Origin of the sequence: Natrinema caseinilyticum (assembly GCF_024227435.1) — an archaeon.
Taxonomy (GTDB): Archaea; Halobacteriota; Halobacteria; order Halobacteriales; family Natrialbaceae; genus Natrinema; species Natrinema caseinilyticum.
Genome location: NZ_CP100445.1, coordinates 676,501 through 694,438 on the forward strand (window position 1 = coordinate 676,501; position 17,938 = coordinate 694,438).

General features: G+C 64.0%; 20 protein-coding genes. 12 read left to right on the forward strand and 8 right to left on the reverse strand.

The window, feature by feature from the left end:
* Positions 1 to 89 precede the first annotated feature (89 nt).
* Together gfcR and NJT13_RS03245 are read right to left on the reverse strand one after the other, a co-directional pair.
* A complete protein-coding gene (gene gfcR, locus NJT13_RS03240) occupies positions 90 to 743 on the reverse strand; it encodes a transcriptional regulator GfcR (protein WP_254524054.1) in 654 nt (217 codons plus the stop codon).
* Positions 740 to 1,864 (reverse strand): glucose 1-dehydrogenase, encoded by a 1,125-nt coding sequence (locus NJT13_RS03245; RefSeq protein WP_254524055.1) that lies wholly within the window; start codon positions 1,862 to 1,864, stop codon positions 740 to 742. The genes gfcR and NJT13_RS03245 overlap by 4 nt, the downstream gene beginning before the upstream one ends.
* 164 nt (positions 1,865 to 2,028) lie before the next feature.
* Between NJT13_RS03245 and NJT13_RS03250 the strand changes: the two genes are divergently transcribed.
* From NJT13_RS03250 to NJT13_RS03275, 6 genes are all read left to right on the forward strand, one after another.
* Positions 2,029 to 3,312 carry an HAD family hydrolase gene (locus NJT13_RS03250; protein ID WP_254524056.1) on the forward strand — a complete coding sequence of 428 codons (1,284 nt, stop codon included), beginning with the start codon at positions 2,029 to 2,031 and terminating at the stop codon, positions 3,310 to 3,312.
* 358 nt (positions 3,313 to 3,670) lie between these two features.
* Positions 3,671 to 4,351: a helix-turn-helix domain-containing protein gene (locus NJT13_RS03255; protein ID WP_254524057.1), complete on the forward strand. Its 681-nt coding sequence runs from the start codon at positions 3,671 to 3,673 to the stop codon at positions 4,349 to 4,351.
* 140 nt (positions 4,352 to 4,491) lie between these two features.
* Entirely contained in the window at positions 4,492 to 5,409 is a 918-nt protein-coding gene (locus NJT13_RS03260) for a dihydrodipicolinate synthase family protein (RefSeq protein WP_254524058.1), read from the forward strand.
* An 80-nt stretch (positions 5,410 to 5,489) separates the two neighbouring features.
* Entirely contained in the window at positions 5,490 to 6,614 is a 1,125-nt protein-coding gene (locus tag NJT13_RS03265; RefSeq protein ID WP_254524059.1) for an acyl-CoA dehydrogenase family protein, read from the forward strand.
* 53 nt (positions 6,615 to 6,667) lie between these two features.
* Positions 6,668 to 7,084: a hypothetical protein gene (locus tag NJT13_RS03270; protein ID WP_254524060.1), complete on the forward strand. Its 417-nt coding sequence runs from the start codon at positions 6,668 to 6,670 to the stop codon at positions 7,082 to 7,084.
* Between the two features lie 52 nt (positions 7,085 to 7,136).
* The gene (locus NJT13_RS03275; RefSeq protein ID WP_254524061.1) at positions 7,137 to 7,676 is read left to right on the forward strand and encodes an HAD family hydrolase; all 540 of its coding nucleotides are present in this window, start codon (positions 7,137 to 7,139) and stop codon (positions 7,674 to 7,676) included.
* Between the two features lie 38 nt (positions 7,677 to 7,714).
* On the opposite strand, the gene NJT13_RS03280 is transcribed toward NJT13_RS03275, so the two are convergent.
* Entirely contained in the window at positions 7,715 to 7,948 is a 234-nt protein-coding gene (locus NJT13_RS03280; RefSeq protein WP_254524062.1) for a DUF5822 domain-containing protein, read from the reverse strand.
* A 114-nt stretch (positions 7,949 to 8,062) separates the two neighbouring features.
* Between NJT13_RS03280 and panB the strand changes: the two genes are divergently transcribed.
* The gene (gene panB / locus NJT13_RS03285) at positions 8,063 to 8,875 is read left to right on the forward strand and encodes a 3-methyl-2-oxobutanoate hydroxymethyltransferase (RefSeq protein WP_254524063.1); all 813 of its coding nucleotides are present in this window, start codon (positions 8,063 to 8,065) and stop codon (positions 8,873 to 8,875) included.
* A gap of 253 nt (positions 8,876 to 9,128) precedes the next feature.
* On the forward strand, positions 9,129 to 9,329 hold the full coding sequence (locus NJT13_RS03290; RefSeq protein ID WP_254524064.1) for a DUF7511 domain-containing protein: 201 nt from the start codon (positions 9,129 to 9,131) through the stop codon (positions 9,327 to 9,329).
* Between the two features lie 245 nt (positions 9,330 to 9,574).
* Here the strand turns inward: NJT13_RS03290 and NJT13_RS03295 are convergent, their stop codons facing one another.
* A complete protein-coding gene (locus NJT13_RS03295; protein ID WP_254524065.1) occupies positions 9,575 to 10,351 on the reverse strand; it encodes an alpha/beta fold hydrolase in 777 nt (258 codons plus the stop codon).
* Between the two features lie 237 nt (positions 10,352 to 10,588).
* On the opposite strand from NJT13_RS03295, the gene NJT13_RS03300 reads away from it, so the two are divergent.
* The 3 genes from NJT13_RS03300 to NJT13_RS03310 all read left to right on the forward strand — a co-directional run bounded on the left by NJT13_RS03300 (position 10,589) and on the right by NJT13_RS03310 (position 13,745).
* Positions 10,589 to 10,837, forward strand: a complete 249-nt coding sequence (locus NJT13_RS03300; protein ID WP_254524066.1) for a DUF7127 family protein — start codon at positions 10,589 to 10,591, stop codon at positions 10,835 to 10,837.
* The gene (locus NJT13_RS03305; protein ID WP_254524067.1) at positions 10,834 to 13,095 is read left to right on the forward strand and encodes a CDC48 family AAA ATPase; all 2,262 of its coding nucleotides are present in this window, start codon (positions 10,834 to 10,836) and stop codon (positions 13,093 to 13,095) included. The genes NJT13_RS03300 and NJT13_RS03305 overlap by 4 nt, the downstream gene beginning before the upstream one ends.
* A gap of 329 nt (positions 13,096 to 13,424) precedes the next feature.
* Entirely contained in the window at positions 13,425 to 13,745 is a 321-nt protein-coding gene (locus NJT13_RS03310) for a HalOD1 output domain-containing protein (RefSeq protein ID WP_254524068.1), read from the forward strand.
* Positions 13,746 to 13,885: 140 nt separating this feature from the next.
* Here the strand turns inward: NJT13_RS03310 and bcp are convergent, their stop codons facing one another.
* The 4 genes from bcp to NJT13_RS03330 all read right to left on the reverse strand — a co-directional run bounded on the left by bcp (position 13,886) and on the right by NJT13_RS03330 (position 17,198).
* On the reverse strand, positions 13,886 to 14,359 hold the full coding sequence (gene bcp, locus NJT13_RS03315) for a thioredoxin-dependent thiol peroxidase (protein WP_254524069.1): 474 nt from the start codon (positions 14,357 to 14,359) through the stop codon (positions 13,886 to 13,888).
* Between the two features lie 89 nt (positions 14,360 to 14,448).
* Positions 14,449 to 15,402: a DNA replication complex subunit Gins51 gene (locus NJT13_RS03320; RefSeq protein WP_254524070.1), complete on the reverse strand. Its 954-nt coding sequence runs from the start codon at positions 15,400 to 15,402 to the stop codon at positions 14,449 to 14,451.
* Positions 15,399 to 16,574 (reverse strand): DNA primase small subunit PriS, encoded by a 1,176-nt coding sequence (gene priS / locus NJT13_RS03325; RefSeq protein ID WP_254524071.1) that lies wholly within the window; start codon positions 16,572 to 16,574, stop codon positions 15,399 to 15,401. The genes NJT13_RS03320 and priS overlap by 4 nt, the downstream gene beginning before the upstream one ends.
* 147 nt (positions 16,575 to 16,721) lie before the next feature.
* A complete protein-coding gene (locus tag NJT13_RS03330; RefSeq protein ID WP_254524072.1) occupies positions 16,722 to 17,198 on the reverse strand; it encodes a GNAT family N-acetyltransferase in 477 nt (158 codons plus the stop codon).
* 190 nt (positions 17,199 to 17,388) lie between these two features.
* Here NJT13_RS03330 and NJT13_RS03335 point away from each other — a divergent pair, with 190 nt between their 5' ends.
* Entirely contained in the window at positions 17,389 to 17,820 is a 432-nt protein-coding gene (locus tag NJT13_RS03335) for an archease (RefSeq protein ID WP_254524073.1), read from the forward strand.
* Positions 17,821 to 17,938: the final 118 nt, after the last annotated feature.

The window sequence follows — 17,938 nt, forward strand, 5'->3', positions numbered from 1 at the left end:
CCAGATCACGAGCGGCCGCACAGTCGACGGGCTCGGGAGCTCGTTCCTTCGACGGGCGGATCGTCCGGCGGTGTCCCGCTCCGGCAGTTTTACTCGTCTTTACCGACGCTGATGACCTGCAACAGCGAGTAGACGGGGACCCCTTCGAGTTCCTCGAGACCCTGTTTGTCCGCGAGGACGACGCAGGCGAGGGGTTTTCCGCCTTCCGCACGGATCGCATCGATCGTCTCTCGCATAGTCGTGCCGCTCGTAATCGTGTCGTCGACCACGTAGCACTCGCGGTCGCGGATGCCGGCGAAATTTCTCGAGAACGTGCCGCCGAGTTCCTCGATGTCGCCTTCCTCCCACTGGTGTTTCGCGGGCGTGTACGTTCCGAGGTCGGTCTCGAGTTCGCGAGCGACGAGGGTGGCGATGGGTCCGCCGGCCTTTTCGATTCCGATCGTCAGGTCGACGTCTTCGCCGTGTTTGGCGAGCAGGTCGGCCATCGCCTCGGCGACGGCGCTCATTCGTTTGCTGTCCCGGCCGATCGCGGACCAGTCGACGTGGATGTCCTGCGGACCGCCTCCGCCGTTGTCCGGTCGCTGCGGTGATTGATCGGAGGGTTGGGGCGTCGTGCCGCTGCGTTCGACGAGCCAACTCGCCGTCTCGCGAGACACGTTCAGTTCGTCGGCAATCTCGCCTTTCGAGAGCCCGCGGGCCGCGAGCTCTGCCGCGCTCTCGATCAGGTCGTCGACGTTTTTCATATGGAAGCGAGTTCGACCGCCGTTTTTATAGGCGTGTCGTCCTCGACACGCTCGGACGACCCGTGACCGGCCGCTGCGACGTTCGCGGTGGCCTCGGGGAACGCCCTGTCGACCGCGTCCAGTCCGTAGATACCGGTGACGATCGACTCGAGAACGTCGTTCGGGAGGGCCGCGAGCGTTTCCGTCGCGGCCTCGAAGTGGGTTCGGTTCGAGTTGACGCTGCCGACGAGCGCCTTGTTGTGGAGGACGAGTTCGCGGTGGAGGTGGCCGCCATCGACCTCGAAGGACCAGTCACCGGGGACCCCGAGGAGGGCGGCGACGCCGTTCGGAGCGAGCGCGTCGATCGACTCGAAGGCGTGCTTCGCGTATCCGGTCGCCTCGTAGATAACGTCCATCGGCTCGTAAACGTCGGCGATTTCGGAGACCGGCGTTTCGCGCGAGTCGATGTACGTCGCGCCGAGTCGTTCGATGACGTCGATGGACGGATCGGGCCGATCCCGCCGGCCGAGGCAGTAGACCCGATCGTATCCGAGCGTCGTCGTGAACATCGCGACCGTCAACAGTCCCAGCGAGCCGTTTCCGAGAACCAGCGCGGATTCGGGCTCCCAGTCGAACGCCGACCGGGTCGCGCGGGCGTGCTGGAGCGCTTTTTCGGAGATGCTGATCGGCTCGACGAGGAAGCCCCACGGTGCCAATTCTTCGGAGATCGGAACGAGAGCGTCGGCCGGGCTCGTGACGTATTCCGCCATGAATCCGTGGGCACCGACGATGCCGCGTTCGACGTACTCACCCTCCGGGGCCATGTCCGGTTCGCCCCGCTCGAAGTACTCGTTCGTCTCGACCCCCGCAGGCGGCCGACGGACCGTCGGGACGACGTACTCTCCTTCCTCGAGGCAGGTTCCGTTCGCGTCTTCGACGACGCCGACGGCTTCGTGTCCGAGAACCAGCCGGTCGTCACCGGCGGGAACCCCACCGTGGCTCCCCTCGATGACTTCGTAATCGGTACCGTCGACGCCGACGCGACAGATTCGAACGAGAGCGTCGCCGGTGGCTGGTTCCGGAACAGGCCGCTCGACGATTTCGGGAACCCCCGCTCCCGGCTCGACCGCGATAGCTTTCATAGTGACACAGTAGGTGTCGTGCTTTTAAATATTTATTCCTACTCGAGTAAATTCCTGTAGTATCGGATCGTCGAACCGTCGGACCGGCGTGAACGGATCGGACAGGGCTGTTCGATCCGTCGCGACCGGAAACGATTATCCGGCTGCCCATACCTGTACGTTGCATGGAACGATACGACCTCGTCTACCAGCTCTACGACGAGTACGACACGAAGACGTTGCGGGAGTACCAGGAGTTCGTGGACGTCTTTCCGGCCGTCGATTCTCGAGTCGCCCTCGAACACTGGCAGGGCGCGACCGAGGAACTCGAACACCGAAAGGACGAGATTCGCTCGTCGTTCGCGGCCGGCGAGACGTTCGCGGAAATCGTCGCCCACGCGACCCGCGACCAGGCCTTTACGGCCCTCGATCTCGAGGCGAAGTACGGCAGGTCCGTCAACGTCCTCGTCCTCGACGTCGACGAGACGCTGCGATCCGCGGGCGGGACGGACAACGAGATCCCGCGAGACACGTTGCACCTCCTGACGGAATTTCACGAAGCCGGGGTGCCGATCGTCATCTGCACGGGCCAGACCCTGGAGAACGTCAAGGGGTTCGCGATCCAGGGACTCGGCAGCGAAATCGTTCACTCGGGGGACCTCTCGATCGTCTACGAGGCGGGAACGGGCGTGTTCACGCCGGGCCACGGTGCCGAGACGAAGCAGTTACTCTACGAAGATCTCGACGAGTCGATCCGGACCGTCTTCGACGGCGTCCGGTCACGCGTGCTTCCGGAAGCCCCCGAAGGGCTCCGGCGAGGCTGTCACCTCCAGGGCAACGAGTTCAACGTCACGATGAAGCCCAACTACGAAACCGGCTCCGCGGACGCCCGTGAAATCATCGACGAGGCACTCGTGTATCTGATCGACCTGCTCGCGGACGCCGTCTGTACGGCCCTCGGTGAAGACGACATCGAGGCCGACGACGCCGACGAACCGACGCTGGCCGGCGAAGCGGTCGTCGACTGGACGCGCGCGTTCTACGCGGTCCAGGATCCCGAGGTCAGAGCCGTTCTCGAGGGCGAGGGCGCGTATCCGGACCTCGACGCCGAGGCCGTCCCAGACCGGATCGCAGCGGTCCTCGAGCGCATCGACGTCGCGTACTACGAGGCCGATGCGGCCGAGATCGGCAGTCTGGAACTGAACAAGGTGGTCGGCGTGGAGCGGGCGCTCGACGTTCTCGGCGTCGACGATCCGTTCGCGCTCGTGATGGGCGACTCGAAGAGCGACCTCCGGGTCATGAAGTGGGTCGCGGACACGGACGCCGGCATCTCGGCCGCGCCCGAACACGCCTCGCAGGACACCCTCCAGCACGTCCTCGAAACGGACGAACTCGTCTTCGACCGCGGGAAAAGCGTGGACGTCCTCCGAACGGTGTACGCGCTCAATCGATTCGCTCGTCTCGGCTAGGATTCCCGCCCCGGTCTGACGGGTGATCGCTCCGCGTTCGTCAGGAGGGTTTCCGCTCCGGTCTGAAAACCGAAATTTCGAGACCACCATCCGCTGTGGCCGCCGATCGCTGTGAGACGTCGTTTAAACGGCCAGAACACAAATGCCGGCTCATCAACTGTCTCGAGGGCTATCTTTCGATCAGATCGATCCGCCCGAGCGCGTTCGGGTACTGCTCCGCGAGGCCAGTAGGTCAGTGGTCGGCGAGCGCGGTGTGAGGGAAGCGGACGAGTCGGCCGTCCCCTTGCGCGACCGGTCGTGTCCGAGATCGGACAGTACCGCCGCTCGGACTCGCGATTGCACGCGAGGTGACCCACGAATGACGACGATCACAGAACTGACGCTTTCGACTGACGAGTTCGCACTCGCAGAGACCTTCCAGCAACTACCGGCCCTCGATGTCCGTGTCGAAAGCGTCGTTGCAGAAGGGCCGGTCCGGACGACCCCGCTGGTCTGGTTTTCGAACGTCGACCGCGGGGAACTCGAGGAGGCCCTCGCGGCCGACCCGACGGTAGCCGAGTACCGTCAGTTACTCGGGCGGACCGACGAGGGGGAACTGTTCTACCGTCTCCAGTACACCGACGCTGTCGGCTCGATCTGCCGGTGTGTGTACAGACACCGCGGGACGGTCCTCGATGCGCAGGTCTCCGATGGGAGGTGGACGCTTCGGCTCCTTTTCACTCGGCGCGAGGAACTCTCGAGGGCCGTCTCCGACATCGAAAAACGGGGCGTCGCCATCGACGTCAAGCGAATGGTCGAGGCCGGCCAGAACGAGGACTTCGAAACGTCGGCGGCACTGACGGAACCGCAGCAGGAAGCCGTCGCCGAAGCGTATCGGCAGGGGTACTACGACGTCCCGCGCGAAATCTCGCTCGAGGAACTCGCGAACGAACTCGAGATTTCCCATCAGGCACTTTCCGAGCGACTTCGGCGAGCGAATCGCGTTCTCGCGGGCGAACAGGTGGACGGGTCGGCAGGCGGGCTGGCGACCTCCGATTGACGTCCGCCAGTGACTACTCCCACGACTGAAGTCGTGGGCTTTCTCCTCGAATCTGTGTAACCGCCGATTTCACACGGACACGGACGCAGAGCGACACTGCCGGCACGCGTTTTTTGGCGCTGCTCGGCGGACGCAACGGTATGGCGTATCACGATCCCGGACGGGACGACCCGCTGTCACTCCACGGCGTCGTTCCCCCGACCGTAACGGTGTTTCGGGACGACGAGTCCGTCGATTACGAGGCGACCGCATCACACGCTCGATTCGTCGTCGATCGGGGGGCTCACGGCGTGTTTCCCCTGGGAACCAACGGCGAGTTTCCACTTCTCACGGGCGAGGAGCGCGACGACGTGATCGAAGCCGTCGTCGACGAGGTCGGCGACGAGGTGCCCGTCATCGCCGGCGTCGGTTCCCCGAGCACGTATCGGACCGTCGCTCACGCCGAGCACGCCGAATCGGTCGGTGCGGACGGCGTCGTCGTCGTGACACCGTACTACTATCCGCTGGACCACGACGGGGCACTCGAGCACTACCGGCGGGTTGCCGAAGCCGTCTCCCTCCCGCTGTACATATACCACATTCCGAGCAAGACCGGTAACGAACTCTCCCTCGAGACGCTGGCCGACCTCGCGGCAATCGACACCGTCGTCGGCTGTAAGGACTCGAGCAAAAACGTTCCCTGGCTCGCCCAGGCGATCGACGCACACCCCGATCTGACGTTTCTGGCGGGATCCGATTCGCTCGTCTTCGCCGGGCTCGAGATCGGCTGTTCGGGTGCGGTTAGCGCGGTCGCGAACGCGTTCCCCGAACTGGTCGTCGACTGTTACGAGGCCTACGACTCCGGCGACGAGGCCCGTGCACGCGAATTACAGAGCGACATATTCCGCGTGCGAGAGGCGTTCAAGACCGGCGGCGCGTACATGTCCGGCGTCAAAACGGCCCTCGAGATGCGAGGATTCGACGCCGGTCCGCTGCGGAGTCCGCTTCGACTGAAAGACGAGGAGTCCGCACGGGAGATGCGTGACCGACTGGAAGACGTCGGCCTCGAGGGAATCTGACCGCCTGGGGCGTTGGGCACCAGTGCGGGACCGTCCGGCATCGACGCGGAGACTTTTGTCACGGCAGTCGAATGGCGGGTATGGAACTCAGCGACGAACAGGTGGCCGTTCGAGACGCCGTCCGAGAGTTCGCCCGGGAAGAGATCAGGCCGACCGCACTCGAGGCGGACGGCGAACAGGAGTTCCCCGAAGCGGTCTGGGACGGACTGGCCGAGATGGACCTGACGGGACTGACGGTCCCCGAGGAGTACGGCGGGTACGACGCGGACCCGGTCACGGCGGCCGTCGTAAACGAGGAGGTCGCGTACGGAATGTTGGCCGTGGCGACGGCGCTGTCGGTTCACTCTCTCGCGACCTCCTGCATTGCGGAATTCGGGAGCGAAACCCAGCAGGACCGCTGGTTGCCAGACATGGCCGACGGGCGACCGGTCGGGGCGTTCGCGCTGTCGGAACCCCACGCCGGATCGAACCCCGCGGAGATGTCCACCCAGGCGAAACCGGACGGTGACGAATACGTCATCGACGGCGAGAAGCAGTGGATCACGAACGGCGAGCGGGCGGGCGTCTACATCCTCTTCGCGAAGACCGACCGCGACGACCCGTCGACGGTAACCCAGTTTCTCGTCCCCGGTGACGTCGACGGATTGACCGTCGGCGAAAAAGAGGACAAACTGGGCCTGCGTGCGAGCGACACCACGAGCCTGACCTTCGACGGCGTTCGAATTCCCGCCGAAAATCGGTTGACCGAGGAGGGTGCGGGGCTGTCGGCCGCGTTCCACATCCTCACCGGCGGCCGGATCGCCATCGCCGCCCAGTCGGTCGGGCTCGCCCAGTGCGCGCTCGACGAGGCGCTGTCGTACAGTCAGGAACGCGACCAGTTCGGCGGACCGATCGCCGACATTCAGGCGGTTCGCCACAAGCTCGCGGAGATGGCAACCCGGATCAGGGCCGCGCGACTGCTGACCCGAGACGCCGCAGGGAAACGGGCCGCGGGCGGTGCGGCGCTCGAGGCGAGCATGGCGAAGTACTTCGCGAGCGAGACGGCGATGTTCGCGACTAACGAGGCCGTCCAGATCCACGGCGGCTACGGGTACGTCACGGAAGGCGAGGTCGAACGACTCTACCGCGACGCGAAGATAACCGAAATCTACGAGGGGACGACCGAAATACAGAAACGGGTCATCGCGCGAGAACTGCTCGAGTAGCGGTACCGCCGACCGGAAGGCATTTCTTTACGTTCATCATCGGGCGTAACTATATGGATGATTGGTCCACGACGGATTCGTCCGCACGGGACTCGAGCGAGCGGCCGGAAAACGTCCGGCGGTTCCTCTACGCCTTTGCACTGTCGCATCTGCTGTTCTTGACCGATCTTGAGCGGGATATCGTCTCCATCGAAGTGACAGTCGCGGCCGTCGGTATCGGACTACTCGTCGGAACGGCGATGGCATATACGCTGGCGGACGTCCACGTCGGACGTGACAGCCCCCTAGTTACGTCGATCGCGACGCTCGTGGGAATCGGAGTCGCGACGGTACTCCTCTGGGTTCTCCTCCCACGAGAACACATATCGACGGTGTCCACCTTCACGACCGCCTTCATTTTGGGGGCGGCGCTCACGTCCGCGATCCGTCACCACACTCGGCCCGCGACCGGCGCCACGAGCGCCGAGTAAGTCGGTCCGGACGACCGAAGCTCATAATCACCCGTCGCACCTATCGGAACGTATGACCGGGTACGACGCCATCGTCTACGATCTGGACGGCACCCTCGTCGAACTGGACGTCGACTGGAACGCCGTCGCGGTCGACGTCCGCGAGGTGTACGACCGTGCGAACGTCGAACCCCCTGGTGACGGCCTCTGGAACATGCTCGAGTCGGCGGTCGACGTGGGACTGGCCGCGGAGGTCGAATCCGCGATCGCGGCTCACGAACACGACGGCGCGCGGACGTCCGTTCGACTCGCCCGCGCCGACGAGTTACTCGAGCGGCCGCTCCCGGCGGGGGTCTGTTCGCTGAACTGCGAGCGGGCCTGTCGGATCGCGCTCGCGGAACACGCGCTCGAACCGGCCGTCGACGTGGTCGTCGGACGGGACACGGTCGGAACGTGGAAACCCGATCCGGAGCCGCTGCTCGCGACCGTCCGCGAACTCGACGCCGACCCCGGGCGGGCGCTGTTCGTCGGTGATTCCGTCCGAGATCGCGAAACTGCAGAACGAGCGGGGGTCGATTTCGAATACGTCGGCGACGGACCGTCGGGCGTTTGAGTTCGCCATCGGCCACACCGTGTGCCGGTGCGTGCGAACTACGCCTGATGCCGCTTCGCGTACGCGAACACCGCGATGGACGTGAGCAACCAGACGAGGGCTCCGACCCGAACCGCGAACTCGACGCGAGCGCCCCAGTCGGGTAAGGTGGCGGTCGTCGACAGAACGGCGACGACCGGGGCGCCGATCAGGATCGTCGTGACGAACGTCGTTTGCATGACCCAGCCGTAGTCGACGCCGTCGGGTGAGGTCGTTTCGACGCGTTCTGGCACGCCCGAGTATGGTCTCCCGGCCCTCTTAAGCATCGCGGGTGCGGGTCGCGTCCGATGCACCCCGGTGGACACCGAGAGCAACGAGGTTTAATCGTGGGAGCCCAACCGTTGGGTATGCCTACCGTACGGGATCTCCGAGCGAAGGCGGGTGACGAACCGATCACGATGCTGACGGCCTACGACGCGCCGACGGCCGCGGTCGTCGACGAAAGTGGGGTCGACATCATCCTCGTCGGAGACAGCCTCGGGAATACCAGTCTCGGGTACGAGACCACGCTCCCGGTCACCGTCGACGACATGGCTCGCCACACGGGCGCCGTGGCCCGCGCGACCGATGACGCACTCGTCGTGGCGGACATGCCCTTCCTCTCGATCGGCGTCGACGAGCGAGCGAGCATCGAGAACGCCGGCCGGATGCTCCAGGAGGAAGACGCCCACGCGGTGAAACTCGAGTCCGGCCCACACACCGTCGAACTGACGGAGAAGTTGGTCCAACTCGGCATTCCGGTGATGGCCCACCTGGGGCTCACGCCCCAGCACGTCAACAAGTACGGCGGCTATCCCCGACAGGGGACGGACCGAGAAGCCGCCCGGCACATCCTCGAACTGGCCGAGGCCCACGAGGAGGCCGGCGCGTTCTCGCTCGTCCTCGAGCACGTCCCCTCGAACCTCGCGGCGGAGGTCACGTCGGCGCTCGACGTCCCGACAATCGGGATCGGTGCCGGCCCCCACTGCGACGGGCAGGTCCTCGTGGTCGACGACGCGGTCGGACTCAGCGAGTGGTCGCCCTCGTTCTCGAAGCAGTTCGGAAACGTCCGTGCGGAAATGGAATCGGCGATCGACGCGTACGTGACCGCGGTGGAATCCGGCGAGTTCCCGGCCGAGGAACACAGCCACGAGGAGGGAAATCTCGAGGACATTTACTGAAGCGGTCGGGTATCGAAACGGGGTCTCTCGACGCTGGCGGGCGACGAAATGGCAACACCAGGACGAGAGCCGAACGTTCCTGTCGAGGACTGGGCGGCCGGATTCTGTCGTCGTTCGACGCGCCTCGGGACGGGCCGTTCACCTCGCCTCCATATTAGGGAAATAATACACCATACGATCATACAACGACGTTTAGGGTGGTGTTTATATATTTCGGTGCCCTACCCGACGGTACGCTACGGAGACTGGACACATGTCCGACTCACCGAAGAACGCTCCCGGGGAACCGGGATCTACGGTCGACGAGAGAGACCACCTACAGCACGTTACCGTCGAAAAAGACGATGTCGCGGTCTGTACGATATTTCCGCGAGAAATCGGCGGAGGTACGGCGGCGAAGCAGTGGATCACCGCGACGACCGGTTCGTTCGTCACGCTCGAACAACGGCGGTAGCCGTCCGGACAGTCTCGCCGCCCACTCGAACCGTCTCGCCGCCCACTCGAACCGAGTCACCCGCGTGAACGCGCCGCGGAAAAACGTGTCTCGAGACCCTATTCCACGGGCAGTCTGTCGACGTCTATAACGAATATCGAACGCATAGCGGCCGCCAGCCCATCCGTGACGAGTGTCTGGTACCGACCGACGACCTCGAGTCTCGTCAGTGCCCGACCGGGGAGAAACCCATCGTCCGGTGGGCGTCAGTTGTCGATCGGTGCCAGAAATTCGTCGATGGCCGAATTGAAGGCCGACGGTCGTTCGCGCATCGACAGGTGTCCCGCGTCTTCGACTTCGGCCAGTTCGCCGCCGTCTATCTCGTCGGCGAGATATTCGTGGAACCACGGCGGTGTCAGCCGATCGAACTCGCCGTAGACAGCGAGGGTTGGCGCGTCGATTTCCGCGAGCTGGTCGCGAACGTCGAACTCGTGGCACGTCAAAAAGTCTCTGCGCGTCACCGCTTGCCCGCACTCGTACATTCGTTCCATCGATCGCTCCCGCAGTTCCGGGTCCGGATCGTGAAAGAGCCGGTCCGGTTGGTGTAAAAATTTCACGGCCCGTTCGAAATCCGAGTCGAGCCACGTCAACAGATCGTCGAGGACGCCGAGCCGAGCACCGGTTCCCGTCAGGACGACGGCGGTCGGGTCGAACTCACGCTCGAGCAGGATGTGCAAGACGACGGCACCGCCGAGGGAGTTCCCGACGAGTACTTCGGCGTCGGTTTCATCGACGACGGCCAGTACGTCGTCTGCGTAGGCCGACAGTGCGGTATACCCCGAACTCGCGTCCGCGTCCGACGAGTCGCCGTGACCGCTCAGGTCCATCGCCACGACCGGGTATCGATCCGCCAACGGGTACTGTCCGGTCCAGATGTCGCGTGCTCCACCGCTCCCGTGAACGCAACAGATCGGTGGGCCGTCACCGCCCCGGTCGACACGATCGTACGCCGTCTCTCGACCGTGATGAGATACCGTTTCCATACGTAACGGGACGACCGGAATCGGTATAAAGACTCGATTTCGTGGCTCCCGGACGGCGCCAGCAGTGGAAATAAATTCGTACGGGCCGACGGACGGAGTACCGATACGTCCGACTGGAAGCTGAGCGAACTGCTGTGAACTACGAACAATGGTCTGTGGCTGTGACCCGCCGCCGTCTTGCGATCTGCCGGAGAAAGATTTATATATTTTGGGTGCTTACCTTGGGTTAGTTACAGCATGACCCTCGAACAATTCACCCGCGAAGATGGGCAGTTGGCCCGTCGGTACGAGTACGACGACGGAACGGTCTTCGCCGTCGACTTCGGAACCGGCGGGGCTGACGCCGCGGTCGACCTCGTCGACGATACCGTCATCGTCGTCTTCGAGGACGATCAGTACGAGATCGATCTTCCCGAAACTGCGAAAGGTGCGCACACGTTTATCAAAAATGGCGTGCTCACTATCGAAGTGGAGGAGGAACGATGAAACTCACCGTCAAACCCCTGAAACAGAAAGACGCTGGTCGCGGACTGGCCGCGATCGACCGCGTCTCGATGAACGAACTCGACCTCGAGAACGGGGACTACATCACTATCGCCGGCAAGGGCGAGGGGCAGGCCGTCGCACGCGTCTGGCCCGGGTATCCCGAAGACGAAGGACGTGGTATCGTCCGGATCGACGGTCGCCTGCGCCAGGAGGCCGACGTCGGGATCGACGACACGGTCACCGTCGAACCGGCCGATGTCAAGCCCGCCAAGTCGGTCACCGTGGCGCTCCCCCAGAACCTGCGGATCCGCGGAGACATCGGACCGCTCGTGCGCGACAAACTGAGCGGCCAGGCCGTTACCGAGGGCCAGACGGTCCCGTTCTCGCTCTCGTTCGGCCCCATGGCGAGTTCCGGCCAGTCGGTCCCCCTGAAGATCGCCAACACGTCACCCAGCGGAACCGTCGTGATCACGGACTCGACGAACATCGAAATCTCCGAGAAGCCGGCCGAACAGGTCAGCGCGGGCAGGGGCCCCTCCACCGAAGGCGTCCCGAACGTCACCTACGAGGACATCGGTGGCCTGGACGACGAACTCGACCAGGTACGCGAAATGATCGAGTTGCCGATGCGCCACCCCGAGTTGTTCCAGCAACTCGGTATCGAGCCGCCGAAGGGCGTCCTCCTGCACGGCCCGCCGGGTACCGGCAAAACGCTGATGGCAAAGGCCGTCGCCAACGAGATCGACGCTCACTTCGAAACGATCTCCGGTCCGGAGATCATGTCGAAGTACTATGGCGAAAGCGAGGAACAACTCCGCGAGGTCTTCGAAGAGGCCGAGGAGAACGCGCCCGCGATCGTCTTCATCGACGAACTCGACTCCATCGCCGCCAAGCGGGAGGAGGCCGGCGGTGACGTCGAACGGCGCGTCGTCGCCCAGTTGCTCTCGCTGATGGACGGCCTCGAGGAACGAGGCCGGGTCACGGTCATCGCGGCGACGAATCGCGTCGACGCGATCGATCCCGCCCTCCGACGTGGCGGTCGCTTCGACCGAGAGATCGAGATCGGCGTTCCCGACAAGGAAGGTCGCAAGGAGATCCTGCAGGTTCACACCCGCGGGATGCCCCTGGCCGAGTCGATCGACCTGGAACAGTACGCCGAGAACACCCACGGGTTCGTGGGCGCCGACCTCGAGTCGCTCGCCCGCGAGAGCGCGATGAACGCGCTCCGTCGGATCCGCCCCGAACTCGACCTCGAATCCGAGGAGATCGACGCCGACATCCTCGAATCGCTCGAGGTGAACGAGGCCGACTTCAAGGAGGCGCTCAAGGGAATTCAGCCCTCGGCGCTCCGCGAGGTCTTCGTCGAAGTGCCGGACGTCACCTGGAACGACGTCGGCGGGCTCGGAGACACCAAAGAACGGCTCCGCGAGACGATCCAGTGGCCGCTCGACTACCCCGACGTGTTCGAGGCGATGGACATGCAGGCGGCAAAGGGCGTCCTCATGTACGGGCCGCCCGGCACCGGGAAGACGCTGCTCGCGAAAGCGGTCGCCAACGAGGCCCAGTCGAACTTCATCTCGATCAAGGGCCCGGAACTGCTGAACAAGTACGTCGGAGAGAGCGAGAAGGGCGTCCGCGAGGTCTTCGAGAAGGCACGCGAGAACGCCCCGACCGTGATCTTCTTCGACGAGATCGACTCGATCGCGGGCGAACGCGGTCGACGGCAGGGCGACTCCGGCGTCGGCGAACGCGTCGTCTCCCAGCTGCTGACCGAACTCGACGGCCTCGAGGAACTCGAGGACGTCGTCGTGATCGCCACGACCAACCGGCCGGACCTGATCGACAGCGCCCTGCTACGGCCGGGACGGCTCGACCGCCACGTCCACGTACCGGTCCCCGACGAGGATGGTCGCGCGAAGATCTTCGAGGTCCACACCCGCGACAAGCCGCTGGCCGAATCGATCGATATGGAGTGGCTCGCGAGCCAGACGGACGGGTACGTCGGTGCCGACATCGAAGCGGTCTGTCGCGAAGCCTCGATGGCAGCCAGTCGCGAGTTCATCAACTCGGTCGACCCCGAAGAGATGGGCGACACCATCGGTAACGTCCGCATCAGCAGAGAACACTTCGAGGACGCCCTCGAGGAGGTCAACCCCAGCGTGACCCCCGAAACGCGAGAGCAGTACGAGGAACTCGAAGAAGAATTCCAGCAGGCAGAGCCCGCCGCCGAAGAACAGGTCGGACGGACCTTCCAGTAGGGTCTCGACTGCCGTTTTTGCGTTCACCTCGTCGCTTCGTCACACCGTTTCGACGTGTCGCGTGGCACCTCCGTTCGGAGTAGAGGTCCACCAGCCGACGGCGTTCGCGGCAGTGGCGACGACCGCCCCTTCGTCGTGGGAGTGAGATTCGACGTGCTACGCTCGGACGGACGACTGCCCTCGCAAAGCGGATCCGTCGATCGAACGGTTCTATTCAAGCCGAAGCTTGGTAGTGAACGATCGGGTACCACTCGTGATGGACGGATCAACGTTCGACTGGATGAGAGGATCGACCGTCGACGGGCGAACCCCGGGAGGGCACGCGGTACATGACCGGGTCTGATCGAAATCCGTCGGACGAGCGGCCGGTCGTCGCCGAACGTACCTACGACGAAATGACGCCGGCCAGCACGGCCGTCGTGTACGCGCTCGCGGCCGCACTCGAGACAGATCCGATCGATTGTTCGACCGAACACGGGATCACACTGTACGACTACGTCGACCCCGAAGCGCTCGATCGCCTCGTAACGGACGACCGATCCGACAGCACCGTCACCGTCGACGTCCCGGTCGACGAGTACGTGCTTCGGATCACCAACACCGGTTGTGTTCGCGTCCTCGGATCGGCCGGTTCCGCGGAGTCAGAGTGACTCTTCGGGCGAACGGTAACGGTACGCGGACGTCCCCGCAGTGGGCGAGACGTAATCACGGAGGGACGCGCTTCGGTAGGCCCCGTGATCTCGGACGGGAGACGGACGCTCCGAACGAGACGATCTCGGAACGGGGCGGCTCAGTGGGTGATATCGACCGGTTCGAGGTCCGCGAGAATCTCTTCGGGATGATCGTCGGGCGAAACGTTCTCGTAGACCGCTTCGATCCGACCGTCGGGACCCACGAGGTACGTGTTACGGAAGACGCCATCGAACGTCTTCCCGAACATTCGTTTTTCGCCGTACGATTCGTAGAGCGTGGCGACTTCGCCGAACTCGTCCGAAAGCAAATCGAACTCGAGGTCGTAGTCGGCGGCGAACGCCGCGATGTCGTCGACGGGGTCGTCGCTGATGCCGACGATGCCGACGTCTCGGTCCGCGAGTTCGGAGCGCGATTCGTTGAACCCACGGGCTTCGACCGTACAGCCGTCCGTGTTCGCACGGGGGTAGAAGTACACGACGAGACGTTGGCCGTCGAAATCGGAGCGGCGGACCGGTTCGCCGTGTTGGTTTGGCAGTTCGAATTCAGGTGCTTCGTCACCGACGTCGAGCATGCACGGGACTTAGCGACAGATAATGTATGCGTTACGGTTTCACACGACACTGAATATCGGCGCTGACGGCAGGAGAACGCTCGATAGCGTCACTCGAGTCGTTCGGCGGCTTCCCTGTCGATGAGGGGAACGGCGTTTTGCTCGGGCAACGTGACGACGTCGTCGCTCGTCAGGGTGTACTCGCGGTCGTCCACGCCGAGGATCGAGCCGATGTCGCTGGTGATCCTGACGGTGGTTCGCTCGACGGCGGGGGACACGGTAGACGACCCCTCGCGTCCCTCCGCCGGTTCGGTCTCACGTTCGGCTCGCGGTGGCGGTGAATCGGTGCCGGAATCGGAGGCCGATCCCCGAGTCGTCTCACGGCCCTCTTTCGTTTCGGTCGGCGATTCGCGTTCACTCGGGAGTCCGTCTTCACCGGACAGTCCGTCTCCGCCCATCGCCTCTGCCGGGGAGACCGTACTCGCGGTATCGGTTCCCGACCCCTCGGCCATCGTCGGGTCGGCGTCGGCCGGCGGTTCGTCGGGTGGTGGTGGCGGGACGTCGTCCGTGCTTGCACTTTCGTGAGACGATTCCACGGCGGAGAGGCCGGAATCGTCCGACTCGCTTTCCGGCTGGGGTTCGGATTCGTGATCCGATCCCGTGCCGGCCGCGTCCTCGACGCCCTCGAGGACGTCCAGGACCCGATTTTTGTTCGAACTAATTCGGTCGACGAGGTCGTCGAACAGGTCCACCTCTTCGGCGGTCAGGCCCTCGTCGTCCGCCGGCATCCCGGCCGCGGCGAGGCTGGCTTGCTTGACGAGCTTTCCCATTCGGCGCTCGTAGACCGCCTCGACGACGTCTTTGGCGGTCTCGATCTCGTCCGTCAGCCGGCCGACTTCGGGCGAGGAAAAGGGATCGTCGGCCTGCTCGGCGACGCGGTCGCGTTCGGCCTCGAGACCGGCGATGTACTCGCCGACCTCCCGATAGAACGAAGGGCGCAGATTCTGGAGACTATCCTTCTGGCGCTCCTTGCTCTGGATCGAACGCAATTCGTCGAGGTTCATTCTTTTTCCTTCTCTGCGCGGCCGCGTGCCATCAGGAACACGGCAACGTACTCCGGTAGTGACTGGTCGCCTTCCTGGACCGTAAAGCTATCTCCTCCCAGTTCGATCTCGCCCCCGTCGAGTACGTCGACGGCGATCTCGTGCCCACGAAACGTCTCGGGGACGGCGTCGACGAGGGGGTCGAACTCGTCGAGTTCGTCGCGCTCGAGCCGGACGGTCCGGAGCCCGCTCCCGCCGTGAAGGCTTCCCGGCAAACGGATGAGTCGGTTCGTGTCGGTGGTGACCGGTTCGTCGATGGGCGCGTTGTCCCGGTCGACGGCCCGGGTCGCGAATCGCTCTGCCAGTTGCGCGACCGCGGTGTGAACGGTGACGTTGCCCGCCTCGAGCTGGTCCCGATTGTTTCGGGCCGCGTTCAGCGTCGCCGCGGCTTTCCCCTCACCGATACCGTCGAACTCCTGTAATCGCTCGAGCGCAGCGTCTTCGTCCAACTCGAGCAGGTCGTCGACGTACGTCAGGAAGTGGTCGTGGGTCCGCCCACCCCAGCCGCCATCGATCCGGAGGGTACGACGTTCCGTCGGCGTTTTCCGCCCCAGTCCGGCAACCGTCTCGCTCTCGATCAGTTCCTCGAACTCGAGGCCGATACCGCGGACGTAATCGACGATCTCCCGGCGGTGTTCCCGCTCTAAGTGTACCACGTTCTCGTCACGAACGTGGACGTGGTAGCCCCGACCGCCCGAGAAGACGATCTCGAGGTCCTCGAACGCGAAGTCGTTCTCGAGGAAATCGAGCAACCGAAACAACGCCCCTTTGCACTTCGCGAGCATCTCGGCGTAACTGTCCGTTCCGAGCGTCACGCCCGGGAGGTGATCGGCGTCGAGATCGAAGACGAGATCCGCGGACTGCCAGTCTTTGGCCTGCATCGAACTCGCACCGGGGTCGCGAAAGCGCCCCGCCGAGAAGTAAACGTGTCGCGGACGCTTCCTGACGAGAAACTCCGAGAGGTCGCCCAATTCGAGTAGCGAACGGTGGCGGACCATGGTCGTGTCGGGTCCGTCGGTCCAGGGGATGAACCCCCACTCGCGTTCGTTGGCGGCGGGCGGTGGCGTGATTTCCGTCCGTCGATAGTGATCGCGGAACCGCCCTCGAAGATAGGCCCTCGTTCGCTCCTCCATGCGCCTCGGGTAATCGTCGGTGGGGGGCTATAACCCTGCCGAATGGGACGACGTTCGGGTTCGGCTAGAACTGCGACCGTATTCGCGAAGAACGGCGCCCATCTCCGCCGGGGCAACCCCTCGTTACCGTTACTGGGGATCGAATCGTTATCGGCGGATCAAGTCCGTAATTCGGTCCGCGATTCCGACGTCGGCACCGAGTTTCAGATAGTAGGCGTCACCGCCGTCCTCGTAGTAGTTGTCGATCCGACGCTTGATCTCGAAGCCGAGGTGTTCGTAGAACTGGAGGGCGTTCTCGTTGCTCGTCCGAGCGTGGCAGGTGATCGTATCGTGATCCTGTGCCACGTGGGCGATGAGTCGCTTTCCGATACCCTCGCTGCGATAGTCGGGGGACACGGCTAGAAACAGAATGTAGCCGTCGCGCCGGACGGCGGCGAATCCGATGAGTTCTCCGTCTCGGACGTAACAGTGTACCTTCGACCGGCGATACGCGTCGGTAAAGAAATCGTACCGCTGTTTGAGCACGCCTTCCTGACGGTTGATCGTCTCTTTCAGTTGCCAGGCTTCGTCCACGAAATCGTCGCTCCCCGGGGCGACGACGCAACTGTCGATGTTGACGCTCACTACGTCAGCATACCAGCGACGTCAATATAATTCCACCGGCAGTCGCGGCTCTGTAACGTCAGACGACAATAACGTGTTCGCGTGGAAGTAGCCCGCGGCTAACGGAATTGTGCTGCGCTCAACGATTCCCCCGGAATGGAAGCGACCCGAAACGACGAACATAGGAACACCGCCGACGAAGGGACCGTAAATGGGGTTCGAACTGCGCGACCATACGGCCGACGTCGCGGTGTCCGCCACGGGCGATTCGCTCGAGGCGGTCTTCGGAGCGGTGGCCGATGGGCTGGCGGCCGCATCGTGCGACGACGTACCGACTGACGGCGGCGAGCGCTTTTCGTTCGGCGTAACCGCCGAGAACCGCGAAGCCCTGCTGTTCGACTACCTCGACGAACTGATTTACCTGCGGGACGTTCGCGTCGAACTACCCGTCGACCACCGCGTCGAATCGGTGGAGACACCGGAATCGTCCGACGGCGCGGAGAACTGGCACCTCGAGGCCAGCGCCCGGGGCGTCCCGCTCACCGAGATATCCGCCCGCGAAGTCAAGGCGGTGACCTACTCGGAGATGCGACTCGAGCGAACCGACGGAGAATGGGAAGCGTACGTCGTCTTCGACGTCTAGGTTCGATCGGGACGGCCGCCCGACGCGTCCGGCGGGAACGGCGTCCGCCTCGAGAGTGACGCCGAAGAGGGAGATGGATCGCGGGTCGAATCACGACGCTGGACGGAGGTCGGATCAC